Source organism: Pseudonocardia sp. TMWB2A, from assembly GCF_017312135.1.
Map to the genome: position 1 here is coordinate 1863144 of NZ_QKQY01000001.1, position 20469 is coordinate 1883612.

Consider the following 20469-nt stretch of genomic DNA (forward strand, 5'->3'; position numbering starts at 1 on the left):
CTGATAATCATTCGCAATAGACCGCGCGCCGGATCATATATTTCAAGGGGAATAAACGTGCCGAAACCGGCTCCATCTTCGTCGCGCAGCACGATTGCTGCACTGGGCTTTCTGGGCTTTCTCGCTACCGCACCGGCCGCCGCGCACAGCTTTGACGGCGCCGACAATGCCGCGCCCGATGCTGCCTATAAGGCCGCAGCGTCCGCCTATGCCGTCGAAGCGGCCGCAGACGATAGTGCAGCCGAGCCGCAGCGCGACATCATCGTCACCGGCGCGCGCCATGATGACGAGGTGCTGAAGGATAATCCCAAATCGACTGCGCCGATCCTCGATACGCCGCAAAGCGTGACGGTTATCAGCGCGCAGCGTATCCGCGATGAAAACCTCCTCACCTTGCGCGACGCGTTGACCACCGTTCCCGGCATCACCTTCGGCGCAGGCGAAGGCGGCGGTGGTTATGGCGATTCGATCAATTTGCGCGGCTTTTCGGCCAATAATGACATCACCATCGACGGCATCCGCGACAGTGCGCAATATAGCCGCACCGACCCGTTCAACCTGCAACAAATTGAAGTCTATAACGGTGCAAACTCCGCATCATCGGGCAGCGGCTCGGTCGGCGGTTCGATCAATCTGGTGTCGAAACAGGCAGTGCGCGGCGACCTCACCATCGCGCAGGCCGGTATCGGCACCGACAATTATTACCGCGCGAGCATCGACAGCAACCAGCAGCTTAACAATCTGGTCGCAGTGCGCCTGAACGGCTTTTACCATCGCAATGATGTGCCGGGCCGCGATGTCGAACAATATAAGCGTTGGGGCGTCGCGCCGTCGATCAAGATTGGCGTCGAAGGCCCGACCAGCCTCATCCTGTCTTATGTCCACCAGCAGGACCGTAACACGCCGGTTTATGGCGTTCCTTATTATAAGAGCCTCGTCAATGACGGCCCGCTCGCTGATGTCGAACCCGGCGATTATTATGGCATCGCCAATCTCGACAAGCAGAAGATAAATGTCGATCGCCTGACCGCAACTTTCTCGCACCAGTTCAGCGAGGGCCTGTCGGTGCGCAATCTCACCCGCTGGCAGCGTGTGGCACAATATAGTGTGACGAGCGCGCCGCAGGGCACTTTCTGTCTGTCGGCCACCGGACTGCAACCGGTCGGCGCGGATGGTAATGCTACCACGGGCACGGCTTGCCGCACGACCATCAACAATGTTGTCGATTCTACCGGTGTGTTTCGGAATAGCATCACAATCGACGTAGCGCCCGGCTATTTCCAACCCAACGGCCCGCGCGGGTTGGTGCGCGATCAGGTCAATGACCTTATCGTCAACCAGACCGACCTGCGCCTTGTGAGCGGCCAAAAGGGCGGTCTCCATAATACGCTCGTCATCGGCGCTGCGCTCACATGGGAGGATTATTCGATCACCTCCGCTTCGTTGATCCGCAATAGCCTTGGCCAAGCGATGCTGCTTCCGCAGATCAACATGGCTAATCCCGACACCGTCTATACCGGCCCGATCAACTTCACCGTTACCGGCCGTTCGCGCAGCCACACGATGAACAAAGCCATCTATGCGTTCGATACGCTCGAAATTAATGATATGTTCGAGCTGTCCGGCGCGGTGCGCTATGAAAATAACCGCGGCACCTTCCGCGCCGTGCCTTATCCCGGTTCTCCGGCAACCCCCGCCACTTATGTCGCCCAGACGAGCGATGAAAATCTCTTCTCCTGGCGTTTGGGCGCGGTGTTCAAACCGACCGCAGCAACCGCGCTTTATGCGTCCATCGCCAATGCCAAGACGCCGACATCGGCAACCGTGCGCTTGGGTTGCGGCCTCCCCGCCAATTCCGCGGCCGCCGACCCGTGCGATGTGAAGCCGGAAACCGCGCGCAATATCGAAATCGGCGCAAAGGCGGAATTGATGGATGGCGCTTTGTTTGCGACCATCGCCGCGTTCCGCAACGAGCGCACCAATTTCCGCCTGCCCTCCAATGATCCGGATCTTCCCGGCTTGCAGGTGCTGGACGGTCGCTCGCGCGTCGATGGTGTTTCGCTCGGCCTGTCGGGCAATATCACCCCGGCGTGGAAATTTTTCGGCAATTACACCTATCTGAAGAGCAAGGTGCTGCAAAGCGTGTCGGACTATGACCTGGAGCATGGCGTGATTGACTATCAGCGCGGCAGCGAATTGGTGCAAATCCCCAAACATGCGGCGAGCCTCTACACCAGCTACACCCTGCCCTTCGGCCTCGAAATCGGCTATGGCCTGACCTATCAGGGCAGCTATGCGACCCATTCACCCAATGCGAAACAACCGCGCCAGTTCCGCGTGCCCGATTATCTCATCCACCGTGCCTTCCTGTCCTACAAGCTGATGGACGGCCTCACCGCCCAGCTTAATGTGCAGAACGTCACGGATGAAACTTACTACACCAATGTGCGTAACAATGCGAACGCGTCCACCGGTGCGATCACCGGCGGCTGGGCGACACCGGGTGAGGGCCGCTCGGCGGTGTTGAGCCTGTTCTACAGCTTTTAAGGCTGCTAGAGCATCGCCCATGTTATATCGCGTCCCCGATATTCTTGATGCCGACACGCTGAAAGCGGTGCGCGCCGTCTTGGACGCCGCCGACTGGGTGGATGGCAATGAGACATCGGGGCCGCAATCGGGGCTGGCGAAGCGCAATCGCCAGCTTCCCGAACTGGGCGATGCCGCGCATGAAGCGGGCGCGCTGGTGATGGCGGCGCTGGGGCGGTCGGCGACCTTCATGGCCGCCGCGCTTCCGGCTAAAGTCTATCCGCCTTTGTTCAACCGCTATGGCGTTGGCGAAGGCTTTGGTGACCATATCGACAATGCCATCCGTCACCGGCGCGGCAGCGATTTTCGTATCCGCTCGGACATGTCGGCGACCTTGTTCCTGAGCGAACCGGACAGCTATGATGGCGGCGAACTGGTGATTGGCGATGCGCCAGAGGGCGATAAAGCCGGCATCAAATTGCCCGCAGGCCATTTGCTGCTCTATCCCGCCTCGACCGTCCACCATGTCACCCCGGTGACGCGCGGTGAACGGGTGGCGAGCTTTTTCTGGATACAGTCGATGGTGCGCTCGAACGAAGACCGCGCATTGCTCTATGATCTCGACCAGACCATCCAGTCGCTCGCCGCCACGCACGGGCAAGGCGACAAGGATGTGGTGCGCCTGACCGGTACCTATCATAACCTGCTACGCCGCTGGGCCGAGGCTTGAAAAGTTAGCGGGTTAAACCAAGCTTCTACCGCCCCGCGCCCGCTGGCACGGCTTTCAATTCCGCAAGCCTTGCCTTGAACGCCGCCAGATCGCCGCCGCTTAGCGTGGCTTGCTGAACATAGCTGATGCTGCGCGGGTTGATGCGCGCGCCGTTGCGGTACATTTCAAAATGAAGGTGCGGGCCGGTCGAAAGACCGGTCGAGCCGACATAGCCCAGCACTTGGCCGCGGGCCACGCGCTGGCCCGGCGCCACCGCGATGCGCGACAAATGGGCATAGCCGGACGCCAATCCTCCGGCAAAATTCAACTGGATGAAATTCCCATAACCGCCTTTGCGCCCCGCAAAGCTGATGACGCCATCCGACACCGCATAGACCGGCGCACCATAAGGCGCGCCGTAATCGTCGCCGCCGTGCATCCGTGCAAAACGCAAGATCGGGTGGACGCGCATCCCGTAGCTTGAGGTGAGGCGGCCATGGACCGGCGCTGCCAGCCCGCTGCTGCTTTTGCCGACGCCGGAGGCTTCATACCAGACCGGCTGGTCGCCCTTGCGCCAGCGCAGCATCTGCACTTCTTTGGCGCCATTGCGCGACAGGCCCGCATAAAGCAGATCGCCGACCACCACTTCGCCGGTAGCCGCGCGTTTATAATCAAGGATGATGTCAAACCGGTCGGACGCGAAAAATTCGGTGCCGTCGGGATTATTATTGGCAAGGACGCGCAGATATTCCTGCACCGCGCTCGCTGGCGCACCCGCGGCGCGTGCGGTGCGGTAAAGGCCCAGTTCGCCTATTGTGCCGCGAATCCTGAGAGGGGTCGTATCGACCGCAATCGGCTGTTTGCGCAACGTGAGCGCGCCATTGCTGCGCTCCAGTTCCAGCCGCATATCAAAGCGCGCACGAAAGGCGATATGCTCCAACGGCCGCGCGTCCTCCAACGAAGTGCGCTGGCCCAGCCGCACATCAATGCGCGTGCCGGGGCTTATGTCGGAAGGGGAGACTGCGCCTGCAATCAGCGTCATCGCCGCGCGCGCATCCTCTGCTCCCACGCCGGAGCGCGCGAGCAGCCGCACCAGACTATCGCCCTGTCCCAATGTTGCGGTCAGCGCAAGTTCAGGCCGTTCGGGCGCGTTCGCGAGCGGGCGCACCGCCGCCGTCGGCCCCATGCGCGCGCCTATATCACCGCCATAGGCAAGCGGTGCGATAATCTGGGCCTGCGCATCCTGCCAGTCGCCCGCCGCCATCGGCTGTCCGGCATAGGCCTGAAGCGGTCCAAAACCCGGCGCAAATCCGAGCGCGCTGCCGCATAGCAGGACCACCGTTACAACCCCGCGCCACCATGTCCGGCTGAATATATTCTGTGCAAGGTCGGGCGCGCTATCGAGCGTTGCCAGCCGGTCGCGCCAATGAAGTTTGAGCCGTATCGGCTTTGCGGCAGATGTGCCTTTGAGGCCGAATCCACGTGAAGGTTTTGCGGCGCGGCCGTCGCCACCATAGGGCATTGTGCCCCACGCACGGTCCTCCATGCGTAGCGCCCCCGCGCCGCCGCCTGCGGAAAATAAATGCTGATCGCGGTTCAGATACAAACCCTGTTGCCCTTTGTTCAACCCCGGCCAGCGCAGTAAAGAAACAAGATTAAAAGCAGGTTAAAAGAGATATGCCCCCTGTCCGGACCTTGCAGCCGCCGCGCGCCTGCCCCAATAAGGGCCAAGACCATGTCGAATTTCGCGCGCAGCCCCATCACGGCAGTCCTAGGCCCCACCAACACCGGCAAGACCCATCTCGCTGTCGAGCGTTTATGCGCCCATGCGAGCGGGATTATGGGCTTTCCGTTGCGGCTTCTGGCGCGCGAAATTTATGACCGGGTGGTTGCCATCAAGGGCGAAGCACAGGTCGGCCTCATTACGGGTGAGGAAAAAATCCTCCCCAAAACGGCCAAATATCTGCTCACCACGGTCGAATCGATGCCGATGGAACAGCAAGCCGCTTTTGTCGCGGTCGATGAGGTCCAATTGGGCAGCGATGCCGAACGCGGCCATATATTCACCGACCGCTTGCTGCGCGCGCGCGGCTATGCCGAAACCATGTTTTTGGGGTCGGACAGCATGGGGAGCCTTGTTCGCAAGCTGATCCCCGATGCCGAAATCATCAGCCGCCCGCGCTTTTCGACGCTCACTTATGCCGGGCATAAGAAACTGTCCCGCCTCCCCCGCCGCTCCGCCATCGTCGCGTTCAGCGCCGAGGAAGTGTATGCGATTGCCGAAGCCTTGCGCCGGTTGCGCGGCGGCGCGGCGGTGGTGATGGGCGCGCTCTCCCCGCGCACCCGCAACGCGCAGGTCGCAATGTTCCAGGCGGGCGAAGTGGATTATCTCGTCGCGACCGACGCCATCGGCATGGGGTTGAACCTCAACGTCAACCATGTCGCTTTTGCCTCGCTCGGCAAATTTGACGGGCGCAGGCAAAGGCGGCTGACCATCGCGGAAATGGCGCAGATTGCCGGGCGCGCAGGCCGTCACCAACAGGATGGCACATTCGGCACGGTCGGCAATGCAGCGGGCGCGGCCTTCACGCCCGAAGAGATTGAAGCGATTGAAGAGCATCGCTTCCCGCGCCTCGACAAGCTTTACTGGCGGCGCGGCGATCCGGCGATGGACAGTATCGACGCGCTGATCGCCGATCTGGAAGAAGCGCCCGACCGCCCCGAACTCATGCCTGCTCCGCAAGCAATTGACTTGGCCGTCCTCAAACGGCTTGCCGATGAAGATGATGTGCGTTCCCACGCCCGCAATCCCAATATGGTCGCGCGGCTCTGGGATGTGTGCGGCGTGCCCGACTTCCTCAAAATGGGCGCAGACCATCATGCGCGCTTCGTCCACCGCTTGTGGCAATATCGGAGCGGCCAGAATGGTGGCGGGCTTGGCGGCCATGTCGATGGCGGCTGGTTTGCCGACCAGTTGGCACGGCTTGACCGCACCGATGGCGATGTCGAAACCCTGTCGGCGCGTATCGCGGGCGTCAGGACATGGTGCTATATCGCCCACCGCCCCGGCTGGCTGTTAAACGCCGAAGATATGGCCATCCGTGCGCGCCTCGTTGAAGCGCGGCTGTCCGATGCGCTGCACGAACGGCTGACCCAGCGTTTCGTTGACCGGCGCACCTCGGTGCTGCTGCGCGCGCTGGGTGAAAACAACAAAGCCTTGGCGGTGACGGTAACTGCGGATAATGCAGTTCTGGTTGAAGGTGAAGAAATAGGCGTGTTGCACGGTTTCCGTTTTGTCGCGGACAAGGCAGCGCGCGCGTCGGACCATCGTTTATTACTCGCTGCTGCGGAGAAACATTTGTCGGAAGAATATGCAAAGCGGGCTGCGGCCCTTGCCGAAGCCCCGGATAAGGAACTTATCCTCAAGACCGAGCCTGATGCTGCGCCGGTCATCCTGTGGCAGGATGATGTGGTGGCCGAACTCGCCAAAGGCGGGAGCTTGCTGGCGCCCACCGTGCAGATTGACCGCAATTTGCGCGGCGTCACCAATAACCAGCAGCAAGACGCAATCCGCCAGCGGTTGACCGCTTGGCTGGAGGCGCAGATTGCCACGCATCTGGCCGCGCTCGCCAAGACGGCGGCGCTTGCCGGTGATGCGACCAGCAGCGCGGCCTTGCGCGGGTTTTTGGCGCCCTTTGCCGATCAGGGCGGGATTATGCCGCGCGCTGAATTGGATAGCGCCTTGGCCGCTTTGTCGCCGGAGGACCGCGCGGCGATGAAGCCCATCGGGCTGCTCGTCGGATCGCTCGACCTGTTCCAGCCCGCCGTGCTGAAACCCGAACCCGCGCGCTGGCGCATGGCACTCATGTCCTTATGGCATGGTCAGCCTATGGGGACCGTTCCGCCCGCAGGCGCAGTGCGGCTGGTGAGCGACGATCCGGCGGTGCGTGGCGGGGCGAAGCGCGCAGGCTTCCGCTCCTTGGGTCCGCTTCTTTTGCGTATCGACATGATCGAACGTGTTGCGCGCCACGCCCATGAAGCGCGGGTCAAGGCCGAAGCCGCCCGCGCACCTACCGACCGCCGCACCCGTGTGGTGGTCGCACTCGATCCGGCGTTCGCAACCTCGCTGGGACTTGATGCCGAAGCTTATGCGAAACTGCTGTCGATGCTCGGTTTCCGCCGCGCGCCGATGGAGGCTGCGGACATGGTGAACGCGCCGCAGGGCGATGCGGCAGAAGCGCCGGTTGAAGCGACGCCGGACGGTGCCGGAGAAGCTGTAGCGGAACAGGCGGAGGAAACGCCTGCCCCCGAAGCCGATGCTGACACGGTGCCGGAAACCGCGCCCGCAGAAGAGGCCGCCCCCGTTGCAGCGGACACCGCGCCGGATGCTGGCGAATCCGCCGACACAACTGCATCAGACGCACCCGCCGAACCCGTCATGGGCTGGGCCTGGCATGGCCGCGTCAAGGAGCATCTCGGCCGCGACCGCAAAGGGCCGCCGCGCCGCAATCCGCGCCAGCATGAAGCGCGCGGGGACCGCCGGGACGGTGACACGCGCCGTGACCGGCCTTCGGGGCCGCGCCGGGGTGGCAAGCCGGGGCAAGCCAATCCGCGCGGCGGCTCCGGTCGTCCCGCGCATAATGCTGCCCCGCCGCGTCCGATCGAGCATAGCCCCTTTGCCGCGCTCGCCGCATTGCTTCCGGCCAAAGCGGCCGAACCGGCCAAGGCCAAAAAGCGCGCCAAGCCTAAAAAACCGAAGCCCAAGGGCGACACGCCTGCAACCGGAAATGCGGCACCCGACAGCGTGGCCCAGTCGCAAGCCGGTGCTTCCGAACCAAAGGCTGAACCCACGACCGAATGATTGCCGCTCCCCCGACCGCCCCGTCGCTGCGCCTCGACAAGCTGCTTTGGCACCTCCGGTTCGCCAAAAGCCGCAGCGTTGCGCACGCGATGGCCGAGCGCGGGCATATCCGGCTCAACGGGCGGCGGGTTGAAAAGGCAAGTTGCGCGGTGCGCGCGGGCGATGTGCTGACCCTGCCGCTTGGCGAGGAGGTGCGCGTCATCCGCCTGCGCACCCTCCCCGCCCGCCGTGGTCCGCCAAGCGAGGCACAGGCCTGTTACGAACAAATTTGACCTGAATTTTAGCCCATCACGGGGTCAGGCCGCGCTTTCTTCTGCCGGATAGATGACCGTCTTGTCGGGCCGGATGACCGCTCCGGACGTCAAGGTCGCAGGGACAATTTTGCCCAAACCCATAATGTGGAACACGCTTTTGCCACGCGCCAGCAGATTGTCGGCAATCAGGCGGCGGTGGCAACGCCACCACACGGCTTCGGAACACATGACCGCGCAAACCCGTGCTGCCCCGTCGGCCATCAAATGCTCCAGCCCTTCGCGAAACGCCTCCGTCAGCGCATAATCGGCATAATGGTGAAAGCTGCGATTGTCCCAGAAACCGTTAAGGGCGGCAGGCACATCGCGCGTCTTTCCCCGCAATCCACCCAGCGCCACGTTATGGACATAGCCAATCTGCAAGGCTGCGAGCGCGCGATCTAAAGCCTCTCCATTAAATTGCGGATTGGCGCGCGACATCGGGATTTTGCGCACGTCAACGAGGCGTGCCACCGGCACCTGCTGTAACAGCGCGACAAACTCCGCCAAGGTCCGGTTGGAATGGCCGATCGTATAAAAAGGCAATGCCTCTGCCATCACAACCGCGCCATCATATCAACGTCAGCGCGCCGCCTTTATGCGCGGCAATATGGTCGCTTTTGTCGCTCTTTATCTCATATTGCGGATCATCTTCGCGCGCATGGTGGGTGTAGCCTTTATAGTCGAAATCGCGTGTATGGACTTTGACGATGACACCCGACACAAAACCCGCTTCGGAATTCCAGCGGACATGGTCGCCGACCTTGAACCTTTCTGTCATGGGTCTGCCTCCTCATCAAGCTCAACGGTGTTGCGGGCGATTGTTTCCGCCGAAACGGCCTGACGCAGGGGAAATGCGGTTTCAAATTGAAAGTGATTCGCAACAAGCCCTTCCCCGTTGACGGGAGGAAATCACAGGCATAGGTGCGAAGAAATACGCAAGTGTGCGCCAGAATAACAGGAGTATCCCATGACCTATGTCGTCACCGAAGCCTGCATCAAGTGCAAGTATATGGATTGCGTCGAGGTTTGTCCGGTCGATTGCTTCTATGAAGGCGAAAATATGCTCGTCATCAATCCCAGCGAGTGCATTGATTGCGGCGTGTGCGAACCCGAATGTCCCGCCGAAGCGATCTTGCCCGACACCGAAAATGGTCTGGAAAAATGGCTGGAGCTCAATAACACTTACTCCGCACAATGGCCGAACATCACCACCAAGGGCGAACAACCCGCCGATGCCGACGAATTTAAGGGCGTCGAAAACAAGTTCGAACAATTTTTCTCCGCCGAACCCGGCAAGGGCGATTGAGATCGGGTTTTTGACGAATATGGGTGAAATACCTCCCCCCTCCCGCTTGCGGGAGGGGCAACGGAGCCTTAGGAATTTGAAGCGTAGCGAAAATTCTTAGGCGCAGTCGGGGAGGGCTTGGTTTAAGCTAGGTTACTGACATGCCCTCCCCCAACCCCTCCCGCAAGCGGGAGGGGAGCCTTCAAACAAACCTCTTAAAACCAACCATTTTCCCGTCACCGCGCACGAATAATGCGGGGGGTGGAAATTTTATGACGAATCTGTTAAAAGACTCGCAAGTGCATGGACTTGTCACTGTCTGTGCGGGAGTCGCAATTTGTCATTTTGCCGGATGTATACAGCTTCAACCCCCTGCATTTGCGGGGCGGTATACGGTTGCTTCCCGGCTCTATCATAACAGAAAGGTTTATCGAATATGGCTGCCAAGGCGCTGTCTTTCGACGTGGGCGATTATGTAGTTTATCCCAAGCATGGGGTCGGCCGCGTGATCGAACTGATGAACCAGGAAATCGCAGGGATGCAGTTGGAACTGTATGTCCTTCGTTTCGAAAAGGAAAAAATGACCTTGCGCGTTCCGACCAATAAGGCGGAAAGCGTCGGTATGCGTAAGCTGTCTTCGGACAAAACGCTCAAGGAAGCGTTGGATGTCCTCAAGACCAAGCCCAAGGTCAAGCGCACCATGTGGTCGCGCCGCGCGCAGGAATATGAAGCCAAGATCAATTCGGGCGACCTTGTGTCGATTGCCGAAGTGACCCGCGACCTGTTCCGCGCCGACGACCAGCCGGAGCAAAGCTATTCGGAACGCCAGATTTTCGAAGCTGCATCGAGCCGCCTCGCGCGCGAACTTGCAGCGATGGAAGAAACCGACGAGCCGAGCGCATTGAAGAAGATTCTTGAAATCCTCAACAAATATGCGCCGCAATATTATGCGGAAAAAGCGGAGTAAGCCCGCTTAACCGATAAGGATTTGCCTCCACTGGCAAAGCTTAAAGCCCGCCGAACAGCCATTGTCCGGCGGGCTTTTTTTGTGCGGAACAGACTGTGCTAGACAGATAAAACAGCAAGGTGTATGGTTGACACAATACACAAGCGACTCCGCAGGAAGGAAATGAGGATGAAGGCAAATATTCCCGCAACGGTCATCGCGGTCATTGCCGCTATTGCCATCGGTGCCTGTAGCGCCGCGAGCAATGCGCGCCAAAGCGAAGCGGGCGGCCCCGACCCTTCCGGTTCCGCGACAAGCCGCACGATTGCGGCATCCGGCTTTAAAGCTGTGGGCCTTGGCGGCTTGGACCGTGTTACCATCAAACAAGGCTCCGGCTTTTCGGTCATAGCGCGCGGAGCGGCCCGCGACCTTGATGACCTCGACATTGAAGTGAAGGGCGACAGCCTCTCCATCCGCCGCAAGCAGAATACGGGCTGGATGTCGCACCGCCGCCCGCTCGACATCGCGATTGTCATGCCCCGGCTTGAAGGCTTGTCGCTGGGCGGCTCCGGCACAATCAGCGCAGACCGTATGGCCGCCGACAGCGCCAATCTGTCCATCGGCGGGTCGGGCGACATCAACGTCGCCGCGCTCGACGCACAATCGGTGCGCATGAATATTGGCGGGTCGGGCAATATTATGGCAGCAGGCAAAGCAGGACAGGCGTCCGTCTCGGTCGCAGGCTCCGGCAATGTCAAAGCCGCCGAACTGGCCGTCGATTCCGCCGATATTTCGGTCGCAGGGTCGGGCAATGTCGCCAGCCATGTGACCGGACGCGCCAAAGTGACCGTTATGGGGTCGGGCAATGTCACCCTCACCGGCGGCGCGCAGTGCGACAACCGCAAAATGGGGTCCGGCTCGATCCATTGCAGCTAAAAGCGTAACGACTTTACCGGATTATTAACCAAAAAAGCTTAGGGCTGCGCTATGAACGCAGCCCTTTCTTTTGCCTCTTTGTCCCGTGCGGCGCTGCTTGGCGCCATGACAATGCTCGCCGCCAGCCCCGCCGCCTCTGCGCAGCGCAAATATGGCACGGTCAGTTTCGAGCGAGTTGAACTGGTCGGCAATTTCAATGCCAGCATCACCGTGACCACGGGCGCAGGCGTGATTGCCGATGGCGATACCGACGCGCTGGAACGGCTCGATGTCGTTGTGAATAATGGCACGCTCACCATCCGCGAAAAGAGGCTGAGCAATGAACGGGGGGCATCGACGCGGGCAAGCCGTCCGGTGGTTCTGACCATCCGCGCGACGGGATTGAAACAAGTGGGCCTCGCCGGAAATGGCCGCGTCAGCGTCACCGGCCTTCGCGAACAAAGTGCCGCCCTGTTCCTGCGCGGCAATGGGGAAATTACCGCGAGCGGCATCAATGTGAGCAGTGCCAGCGCGATGATTGACGGGGCGGGCCGCATCGTGATGAGCGGACGCGCGCAATCGTTGAACGCTGCGCTGACGGGGGCTGCCTCGCTCGACGCCACCGCTTTGGTGACGCGCGATCTCGACGTAACTGCGCAAGGCACAGGACGCGGCAGCTTCAACGCGACGCGCCGCGCCAGCGTGACCGCAACGGGCCTTGGCGTGATTGATGTGGCGGGGACCGCCGCCTGTAACGTCAAAAATACCGGCAATGGTGAGGTTTATTGCGGCAAATAGGCCCGCGCGCTATTTTACAACCGCTCCGCCTGCGCAATCGCGTCGGACGCACGTAACGCCGACAATATCCGCATCAGATGCTGCACATCATGCACTTCGATATCGACGTGGAAGGTGTGGAAATTGCCTTCGCGGCTGGTCAGTTTGAGGTTGAGGATATTGGCCTTATGCGTCCCCAATACCCCCGCCATTTCGCCCAAAGTTCCCGGCTCGTTGTGCAGCACGACGCACAGCCGCGCGGTGCCGCCTTCGGTGCGCTCGTTCCACGCCAAGTCCACCCAATCGGCATCCTGCACCTCGCCCAGCGTGTTGCAATCAATCGCATGGATTTCAATCGCATCACCTTCGCGCCGTAACCCGACAATGCGGTCGCCCGGCACCGGATGGCAACATTCGGCCAAGCGGATGGCCATGCCGGGGGTGAGGCCCTTGATCGAAATGGCGCTGGTCTGGCCCTTCACATGGTCAAGGTCGCGCGCTTGGCTGACGCTTCCCGGCATAAGCGCTTCCATCACCTCGACATCGCTATATTTGCGATGGCCGATGCCGAAATAAAAATCGGCTTCATCTTCGGCCTTCAACCGTTTGATCGCCGCCGCAAGCGCCTTTTTGCCGACCTTGCCGGGTAGCCGCGCAGCGATTTCGTCATAGAGTTTATGACCGAGTTCAACCACTTCCTCGCGCTCTTTCAAGCGCACATGGCGGCGGATGGCCGCGCGCGCTTTGCCGCTGATGACAAAGTTGAGCCAGGCCGGTTGCGGCTCTTGCGTCACCGAAGTGAGGATTTCGACGCTATCGCCATTATTGAGGATGGTGCGCAGCGGCACCAGCCGCCCGTTGACCTTGGCCCCCACCGTCTTGTCGCCCAGCCCCGTATGCACCGCATAGGCAAAATCCACCGGCGTTGCGCCTTTGGGCAACTGGTGCAGCGCGCCTTTGGGGGTGAAGGCGAAAATGCGATCCTGATACATCGCCATTTTGGTATGTTCGAGCAATTCTTCGGCATCGCTCGCCGTATCGAGAATTTCGATGAGGTCGCGGATCCAGCCCGCCTGCCCGTCCGGCTCTCCGCCTTGTTTATAGGCCCAATGCGCGGCCAGTCCGAACTCGCTATGCTGGTGCATCTCGCGCGAGCGGATCTGGATTTCCACCCGCATATTGTCATACATCATGACCGTGGTGTGGAGCGAACGATAGCCGTTGCGCTTGGGGGTCGAGATATAATCCTTGAACCGGCCCGGCACCATTTTCCATTTGTCATGGATAAAGCCCAGCGCGCGGTAGCAATCTTCGGTATTTTTGACGATCACGCGGAACGCCATAATATCGGTCACCTGTTCGAAATTGACGTGGCGTTCGGCCATTTTGCGCCAGATCGAATAAGGATGTTTTTCGCGGCCCGACACTTCGGCAGCAATGTCATGCTCGGCTAACAGGTCGATAAATTGCTTGGCGATTTTCTTGACCTGATCCTCGCCACGCGCGGCCAGCTTTTCAAGGCGGCCCGTCACCGTTTCATAGGCTTCGGGTTCCAGCTCCTTGAACGCAAGCAACTGCATCTCGCGCATAAATTCATACATGCCGATACGCTCGGCAAGCGGCGCATAAATATCCATCGTTTCCTTGGCGATGCGACGGCGCTTTTCGGGCTTCGGAATATGGTGGAGCGTGCGCATATTATGGAGCCGGTCCGCGAGCTTCACCAGCAGCACGCGAATATCATCCGACATAGCGAGCAGGAATTTGCGCAAATTTTCCGCCGCGCGTTCGGTCGCGGTTTCGGCGGCGATTTCTTTCGCTTCGATCTGGCTGAGTTTGGTCACGCCATCGACCAGCCGCGCGACATCATCGCCGAACAGGCGCTGGATTTCTTCGGGCGTGGTGAGCGTATCCTCCAGCGTATCGTGGAGAAGCGCGGTGATAATCGTATCCTGATCGAGCTTGAGGTCGGTCAGAATTCCCGCAACTTCAACCGGATGGCTGAAATAAGGATCGCCGCTCGCGCGCTTCTGGCTGCCATGTTTCTGGACGGTAAAGACATAGGCGCGGTTGAGCAAATCCTCATCCGCGTCCGTGTCATAGGACATGACTTTTTCGACCAGTTGATATTGGCGCAACATGGTTTCTACTTGCGAGCGAAGCCTGCTGCATTGCAACAGGAAAATCATGTGCGGCGCGCGGACGGGTTATTTTTTGTGGGGAAAGAGCGACAATCAAAAGGTTAGGTTATGCAGCTTGCCCTGTGGTCGTGTGCTTCAAATGGCGATGGAAAAGGCGGGGCCTGTCCCTCATGGAAACTGGCCCGGCCTTTATCTTTGCATCCGGTTTTAAGCGGTAGCCCTTAACCCGAGGGCCGCCTTTTATTAGCGTGCAAAGCTGTTGCAGCGGGTGAGCGCGGCTTCATCCAGCGCGACACCGCCAACCGCGAACGCGGTCACTTTGCCGGCCTGCTTGACCAGCGCCGAACAGGAAATGGCGGGACGCGCATTGCCGCGCGGAGCGTTGCACGCATTGCCTGCGCAATTCCACACCACATCCTTGCCCATGACCTTGGCATGGGTGGACGGCGTTTCCAATGTGGCGGTCTGGCGGCCATTGCCTTGCGCTGCAAGCGGGGTTGCGCCGAGCGCCAGCACCGCCGATGCACTTGCAACAGCCAGAAAAGAACGGGAAAAGAGAGTGGGGAGGGGCATGGAAAGCTCCGGATTAGTGTTGGGGAGAGGAAAGCAACCTACATTAATGTAAGTAGCGAATTGAAACTAATAAGATTCGCGGACAATGACAAGCCTGTTTTTGCAAAGTTTTTACGGCCATGATGGCTGACCCGTAACGCCCTGTTCCGGTTGCAAATCGCCTGCTTCACCTTTGCGATATTCTGGTTTAGGCTTTTTACTTATGAATCTTCGCGAACCGTTGCGCTTCTCGGAAGCAGATTGCACCTTATCCGGCGCGCTGGAAGTGATGGGGGAGCGTTGGTCTTTCCTCATCTTGCGCGGCGCGTTTAACGGACTTTTGCATTTTGAAGAATTCCAGTCCGAACTCGGCATTGCCCGCAATATATTGTCGAACCGTCTGGGGCGGCTGGTCGATCATGGCATTATGGAGCGCCATGTCGTCGAAGAAGACCGGCGCAAGGTGCAATATCGGCTGACGCAAAAAGGGCTGGACCTGCTCCCTACCATGCTTGCGCTGCGCCAATGGGGCGAAAAATGGGTGTCGGGGATGCCCGCAACCCCGATCCTTGCCGACAAACAGGATTTGCAGCCGATCCGCGCGCTCAGCATCCAAGCCCATGACGGGCGCGTTTTGGGACCGCGTGATTTATGCTGGGTCCATGCCGAACAAGTGCAACCTTTGGGTGGCACCGCTTCCACGCCAGCCGACGAAGCGGAACTGTCCGCGGCGGACCGTTGACCAACGACATACAGAAAGCAAAGCCCTTGGCCGTCATCGCCAGTCCTACCCAACCTTTTTTCGACAATAAGGACCGTGCCTTCTGGAATCTTCAGGCGGCAGGCTGGGCGGCTATTTTCTTCCAGCGCGTGATTAGCGGCTTTGCCAATGACCAGCCGGTAAGCTTCCTCATACCGCTGCTCATATCGATGATTACCGGCTATTCGCTGACGCTGATCATGTCGGTCGCGTTCCGCACGCTCATCGACAAGCGACCCTTTGTGATGTGGACGGTCGCGATTGCGGTGCTGGCAGCGGCCACCATCCTTTATGCCTTCATTGATGCCTGGGTGTTCCAGTTGCAAAGCCGCAACCCCGATTCGAGCTTTGCCACTTTATTCCTCGGCGCTTTTTATAATGATGCGATGGTGCTGGGGGCGTGGTCGGCGCTGTATTTCGCAATCAACTATTATCTGCGGGTCGAAGAACAAGCCGACAAGTTGATGCTCTTGAACGCACAGGCCACCTCGGCGCAATTGGCGATGCTGCGTTACCAGCTTAACCCGCATTTCCTGTTCAACACGTTGAACAGTATTTCGACGCTGGTGCTGATGAAGCAGACCGAGCCGGCCAATGCAATGCTGTCGCGCCTGTCCGCTTTCCTGCGCTATACGCTGGCCAATGAGCCGACCGCGCAAGTGCCGCTTGCACAGGAGATTGAAACGCTCAAACTCTATCTTGAGATTGAAAAAATGCGGTTCGAGGACCGCTTGCGTCCGCATTTCGACATTGATCCGGCGGTCGCGCGTGCGCGGTTGCCCTCGCTTTTGCTCCAGCCCTTGGTCGAAAATGCGATCAAATATGCGGTCACGCCCAAGGAAGATGGCGCCGATATTTCGATAAAAGCGCAGCTTGCCGGACAAAATGTTCGGATCATCGTGTCGGATACAGGGCCGGGATTGAACGCAGTGGTCGACCGTTCCACGGTCTCGACCGGCGTGGGGCTCGCCAATATCCGTGACCGGTTGGCCCAAGCCTATGGCGGAAACCAACGGTTTGAAACCAGCACGACTCCGGGCGGAGGTTTTCAAGTTGTCATCGAATTCCCATATAGTGTCGAGACAACGCCCGCGGTGGCACCTGCCCCGCCCGCAAACAGACATGAAAGTATAGCAACCGCATGACCATTCGCGCCATATTGGTTGATGATGAAAAACTGGCCATTCAGGGGCTGCAACTGCGGCTCGAAGCCCATGATGATGTAGAGATTATCGACACCTGCCAAAATGGCCGGGAAGCGATCCGCAAAATCAAGACGCACAAGCCCGATCTGGTGTTCCTAGACATCCAGATGCCCGGCTTTGACGGCTTTTCGGTCGTGCAAGGGGTGATGGAGGTCGAACCGCCTTTGTTCATCTTTGTGACCGCTTATTCCGACCATGCGATCCGCGCCTTTGACGTGGAAGCGGTCGATTATCTGATGAAGCCGGTCGAGCCGCAGCGCCTTGCCGATGCACTCGAGCGCGTGCGCCAGCGTTTGGCCGAAAAGCGCAGCATTGATGAAGCCGAACGCTTGAAGGAAAAGCTCGCCGAAGTCTCCCCCGAAGCGGTCGAGGCAATCGAAGTGGCAACGGCGGACGACACCCCCGCCTCCAGCCGTTTTGAAAAGCTCATCAATATCAAGGATCGCGGCCAGATTTTCCGCGTCGATGTCGATACAATCGAACGCATCGAAGCGGCGGGCGATTATATGTGCATCTATACCGCCGATAACAGCCTCATCCTGCGCGAAACCATGAAGGATCTGGAAAAGCGGCTCGACCCCCGCGTGTTCCAGCGCGTCCACCGCTCATGGATTGTGAACCTCAACCATGTGCGTCAGGTAAAACCGCACACTAACGGCGAATGTTTCCTCGTCCTCGATTCGGGCGCAGATGTGAAGGTCAGCCGGTCGTATCGCGATGTGGTGGCGCGGTTTGTGCATTAAAACTTGTGCATTAAACTAGACCAAAAAGAACTAGGCCAATAAATCTCGTCATTCCCGCGAAAGCGGGAATCCATCTCCGGACCGCACGGCAGGGCACTCCGGAGCGGACGGTTCCAATTTAAAGGTTCGGAGATGGATTCCCGGTCAAGCCGGGAATGACGAGGGTTGGACGTCCCGGCGCGGATGATTACAACCTATAGGTTTGGAGATGGATTCCCGCTTTCGCGGGAATGACGAAATTCGGGTCAAGGCTGCCGCAAGCTGCCCTTGAACCCCTTCAAAATCTCCGATTGCGCAGCCACTAGGGCGCGCACCGCATCGGAGGCTTCAACCAATTCGCCCTCACCGGCACGCTGGCCGCCATTCTGGCGCGCGACGGCTAGCTGGTCGAGGCTTGCCAAAGCTTCGACCGAGGGCCGCCGTGCGGCTTCAAGGCCGGAGATGGCCATTTGTGCTTCCATCCACGCATCGCTGGCAGGGGCAGAACCACGGGCAGCGGTAACGCGCGCGCGGGTCGCGGCGAGTTCGGCATTGAAGCGTGCCTGCCCCTGATTGGCTTGCCCGCGCAGCTCCGCTATCTGCCCCGTCAGCGCGCCATCTGCGGGCGCAGCGGGCGGCGGCTCTATCGCATCGGGAATGCGGGTGAGGCCCATATCTTCGATCGGGCGCTTGGCGAGCGAGGGGAATTGCCCCTCCCCGCTACTCGCACAGCCGCCCAGCAGCGTGCCAAGCAACGCAAGCGGGCCGGTCGTCATCAACAATGTGCGGGGAAGGCGCGAAAACATGGTTGCTGTCTTTAAACAAGCCCTTGGCCCCTTGCAATGCAGCTTGCACCGATTCGCCCCGCTCGCACCGGATTGTCGAGTCAAAATCATGCAATTATCGCAAGAATGCGCGATTTTTGGCATTGACAGGAGGGGCCTCCCGTTATAGTTGCGCTGCTTTCCCGCATGACCCAATGCTCTTGGGCGTGGCTGTTCGCGCGGGTTCAAATGAACTTTTTTGATTGGATGGATAGACCCATGTTCGCAATCGTGCGTACGGGCGGTAAGCAATATCGCGTTGCCGCTGGTGATAAAATTGTCGTTGAAAAGCTGGCTGGCGAAGCTGGCGACACGATTGCGCTGGATGATGTCCTGTTCGCGGGCGACGAAGGCAAGGCCAAGGATACCAAGGGCCTCACCGTTTCGGCTGAAATCATTGCACAGGCAAAGGCCGACAAGGTCATCGTCTTCAAAAAGAAGCGCCGCCACAATTATCGCCGCAAGAATGGCCACCGCCAGCAGCACACGATCTTGAAGATTTTGGGCGTCGGCACCGAAAAGGTGAAGGCGGCTCCGAAGAAGGAAGCGGCTCCCAAGGCTGCCGAAGCCAAAGCTGAAACCAAGGCTGCTGAAACCAAGGCTGCTGCACCGAAGAAGGAAGCCGCTCCCAAAAAGGAAGCTGCTGCTAAGAAGCCCGCTGCTGCTAAGAAGGCTCCGGCCAAGAAGGCAGACACCAAGTAATCACCCCCGCCTGAGCCGCTTGGAGCGCTCGGCATAATCGAAGTTCAGGAGTATCAACCATGGCACATAAAAAAGCAGGCGGTTCATCGCGTAACGGTCGTGACTCAGCCGGTCGTCGCCTTGGCGTGAAGAAATTCGGCGGCGAAACCGTCGTCGGTGGCAACATTATCGTGCGTCAGCGCGGCACCAAGGTCTATCCGGGCCGCAATGTGGGTATTGGCAAGGACCACACCCTGTTTGCGCTTACCGAAGGCCGCGTGGTGTTCCACGACGGTAAACTTGGCCGCAAATATGTATCGGTAGATATGATGGCACAAGCTGCCGAATAATCGGACAATCGTCGCCCGGTTGTCCTTCAAGGGATGGCCCGGGGTCGCGGCAGATAATGCCGAAACCAGAATCGAAAGAGGGAGACGGGCCACCCCCGGTCTCCCTTTTTTATTGGCTGTCCTGCACGGGCATCCATGCTTCAAAAAGAACGGCCCGGCACAAAAATTCTCCTTCTTTCACAAAGCCGTCATCCAAATTGGATAGCGGCGCTGCATAAGGAGCGAGGATATGTTTGCGCGTACCGAAAGATTGTTGCTGCGGCCCGGCTGGATAGAAGATGCCAGCGAAGTTCATACGGGCATGGATGATGAAGCGATTGCGAAGAATCTCGCGCGCGTGCCCTGGCCGTACGGGATGGACGATGCGCGCGCTTTCCTGTCGCTGCCGCGTGATGCGGCGGAACCGAGCTTCCTCATTAGCCTCCGCACCGGCGGCGCACCGCGCGTAATCGGCGGTGTCGGTATTTCCGAACTCGATGGGGATTTGAACCTCGGTTACTGGATCGCACGGCCCTATTGGGGCTTGGGCTTTGCCACCGAAGCCGCTGGCGCGGTGCTGCGCATTGCGCGCGCGATGGCCCTCCCGCCCCTTGTCGCCTCGCATATGGTCGATAATCCCGCATCGGGCCGCGTTTTGCGCAAGATCGGCTTCCGGCCAACGGGCCGCATCGTCAAGCGGTTCAGCCTCGCGCGCGGCGAAGAGGTCGCGATGGTCGAATATGCCGAAAGCGACGAGGATGTATGTATTCAAGACAACCGATGCGCCTTCGCCGCGCAAGACGGCACCGATCCGCGCCGCGCGATTCGGCTTATGGCCGCGTGAGGTCGAATAATGGCCGCGTGAGGCCTTAAGCCCCGCCGCCGGAAAATCCGGCCCGCACCTAAGCGCACCTGTTCCTGTGGCTGCGCCCTTAAAGCGCGC

The 20469-nt window shown here is 59.6% G+C and carries 20 protein-coding genes; 14 read left to right on the top strand and 6 right to left on the bottom strand.

Annotated features, from left to right (window positions below):
• The first annotated feature begins 57 nt into the window (after positions 1-57).
• Together DMP17_RS08715 and DMP17_RS08720 are read left to right on the top strand one after the other, a co-directional pair.
• On the top strand, positions 58-2547 hold the full coding sequence (locus tag DMP17_RS08715; protein WP_337828680.1) for a TonB-dependent receptor: 2490 nt from the start codon (positions 58-60) through the stop codon (positions 2545-2547).
• Positions 2548-2566: 19 nt separating this feature from the next.
• On the top strand, positions 2567-3256 hold the full coding sequence (locus tag DMP17_RS08720; protein ID WP_337828681.1) for a Fe2+-dependent dioxygenase: 690 nt from the start codon (positions 2567-2569) through the stop codon (positions 3254-3256).
• A gap of 25 nt (positions 3257-3281) precedes the next feature.
• Here the strand turns inward: DMP17_RS08720 and DMP17_RS08725 are convergent, their stop codons facing one another.
• Positions 3282-4841, bottom strand: coding sequence for a M23 family metallopeptidase (locus tag DMP17_RS08725; RefSeq protein WP_337828682.1), 1560 nt, complete (start codon positions 4839-4841; stop codon positions 3282-3284).
• A 129-nt stretch (positions 4842-4970) separates the two neighbouring features.
• Here DMP17_RS08725 and DMP17_RS08730 point away from each other — a divergent pair, with 129 nt between their 5' ends.
• Both DMP17_RS08730 and DMP17_RS08735 read left to right on the top strand, forming a co-directional pair.
• On the top strand, positions 4971-8096 hold the full coding sequence (locus DMP17_RS08730; RefSeq protein WP_337828683.1) for a helicase-related protein: 3126 nt from the start codon (positions 4971-4973) through the stop codon (positions 8094-8096).
• Positions 8093-8368, top strand: a complete 276-nt coding sequence (locus DMP17_RS08735; RefSeq protein ID WP_337828684.1) for an RNA-binding S4 domain-containing protein — start codon at positions 8093-8095, stop codon at positions 8366-8368. The genes DMP17_RS08730 and DMP17_RS08735 overlap by 4 nt, the downstream gene beginning before the upstream one ends.
• A gap of 24 nt (positions 8369-8392) precedes the next feature.
• Here the strand turns inward: DMP17_RS08735 and DMP17_RS08740 are convergent, their stop codons facing one another.
• Positions 8393-8944, bottom strand: coding sequence for a DUF488 domain-containing protein (locus DMP17_RS08740; RefSeq protein WP_337829772.1), 552 nt, complete (start codon positions 8942-8944; stop codon positions 8393-8395).
• 13 nt (positions 8945-8957) lie between these two features.
• Positions 8958-9167: a DUF2945 domain-containing protein gene (locus DMP17_RS08745; protein ID WP_337828685.1), complete on the bottom strand. Its 210-nt coding sequence runs from the start codon at positions 9165-9167 to the stop codon at positions 8958-8960.
• A 189-nt stretch (positions 9168-9356) separates the two neighbouring features.
• On the opposite strand from DMP17_RS08745, the gene fdxA reads away from it, so the two are divergent.
• The 4 genes from fdxA (at position 9357) to DMP17_RS08765 (ending at position 12333) form a co-directional block, all read left to right on the top strand.
• Positions 9357-9695 (top strand): ferredoxin FdxA, encoded by a 339-nt coding sequence (gene fdxA / locus DMP17_RS08750; RefSeq protein ID WP_337828686.1) that lies wholly within the window; start codon positions 9357-9359, stop codon positions 9693-9695.
• Between the two features lie 415 nt (positions 9696-10110).
• A complete protein-coding gene (locus DMP17_RS08755) occupies positions 10111-10641 on the top strand; it encodes a CarD family transcriptional regulator (RefSeq protein ID WP_337828687.1) in 531 nt (176 codons plus the stop codon).
• Positions 10642-10809: 168 nt separating this feature from the next.
• Entirely contained in the window at positions 10810-11556 is a 747-nt protein-coding gene (locus DMP17_RS08760; protein WP_337828688.1) for a head GIN domain-containing protein, read from the top strand.
• Positions 11557-11607: 51 nt separating this feature from the next.
• A complete protein-coding gene (locus DMP17_RS08765) occupies positions 11608-12333 on the top strand; it encodes a GIN domain-containing protein (protein WP_337828689.1) in 726 nt (241 codons plus the stop codon).
• A 14-nt stretch (positions 12334-12347) separates the two neighbouring features.
• Here DMP17_RS08765 and DMP17_RS08770 read toward each other — a convergent pair whose 3' ends face one another.
• Positions 12348-14501 (bottom strand): RelA/SpoT family protein, encoded by a 2154-nt coding sequence (locus DMP17_RS08770; RefSeq protein ID WP_337828690.1) that lies wholly within the window; start codon positions 14499-14501, stop codon positions 12348-12350.
• 195 nt (positions 14502-14696) lie between these two features.
• Positions 14697-15026 (bottom strand): CC_3452 family protein, encoded by a 330-nt coding sequence (locus tag DMP17_RS08775; protein ID WP_337828691.1) that lies wholly within the window; start codon positions 15024-15026, stop codon positions 14697-14699.
• Between the two features lie 202 nt (positions 15027-15228).
• On the opposite strand from DMP17_RS08775, the gene DMP17_RS08780 reads away from it, so the two are divergent.
• From DMP17_RS08780 to DMP17_RS08790, 3 genes are read left to right on the top strand one after another with little or no spacing between them, the layout of a single operon-like run.
• Positions 15229-15747 carry a winged helix-turn-helix transcriptional regulator gene (locus DMP17_RS08780; protein ID WP_337828692.1) on the top strand — a complete coding sequence of 173 codons (519 nt, stop codon included), beginning with the start codon at positions 15229-15231 and terminating at the stop codon, positions 15745-15747.
• Positions 15744-16910, top strand: a complete 1167-nt coding sequence (locus DMP17_RS08785) for a sensor histidine kinase (RefSeq protein ID WP_337828693.1) — start codon at positions 15744-15746, stop codon at positions 16908-16910. The genes DMP17_RS08780 and DMP17_RS08785 overlap by 4 nt, the downstream gene beginning before the upstream one ends.
• The gene (locus DMP17_RS08790; protein WP_337828694.1) at positions 16907-17713 is read left to right on the top strand and encodes a LytR/AlgR family response regulator transcription factor; all 807 of its coding nucleotides are present in this window, start codon (positions 16907-16909) and stop codon (positions 17711-17713) included. The genes DMP17_RS08785 and DMP17_RS08790 overlap by 4 nt, the downstream gene beginning before the upstream one ends.
• A 245-nt stretch (positions 17714-17958) precedes the next feature.
• Here DMP17_RS08790 and DMP17_RS08795 read toward each other — a convergent pair whose 3' ends face one another.
• A complete protein-coding gene (locus DMP17_RS08795) occupies positions 17959-18498 on the bottom strand; it encodes a hypothetical protein (RefSeq protein ID WP_337828695.1) in 540 nt (179 codons plus the stop codon).
• A 237-nt stretch (positions 18499-18735) separates the two neighbouring features.
• Here DMP17_RS08795 and rplU point away from each other — a divergent pair, with 237 nt between their 5' ends.
• The 3 genes from rplU to DMP17_RS08810 all read left to right on the top strand — a co-directional run bounded on the left by rplU (position 18736) and on the right by DMP17_RS08810 (position 20370).
• Entirely contained in the window at positions 18736-19218 is a 483-nt protein-coding gene (rplU, locus tag DMP17_RS08800; protein ID WP_337828696.1) for a 50S ribosomal protein L21, read from the top strand.
• Positions 19219-19277: 59 nt separating this feature from the next.
• Positions 19278-19547, top strand: coding sequence for a 50S ribosomal protein L27 (rpmA, locus tag DMP17_RS08805; RefSeq protein ID WP_337828697.1), 270 nt, complete (start codon positions 19278-19280; stop codon positions 19545-19547).
• A 229-nt stretch (positions 19548-19776) separates the two neighbouring features.
• Positions 19777-20370, top strand: coding sequence for a GNAT family N-acetyltransferase (locus DMP17_RS08810; protein WP_337828698.1), 594 nt, complete (start codon positions 19777-19779; stop codon positions 20368-20370).
• Positions 20371-20469: the final 99 nt, after the last annotated feature.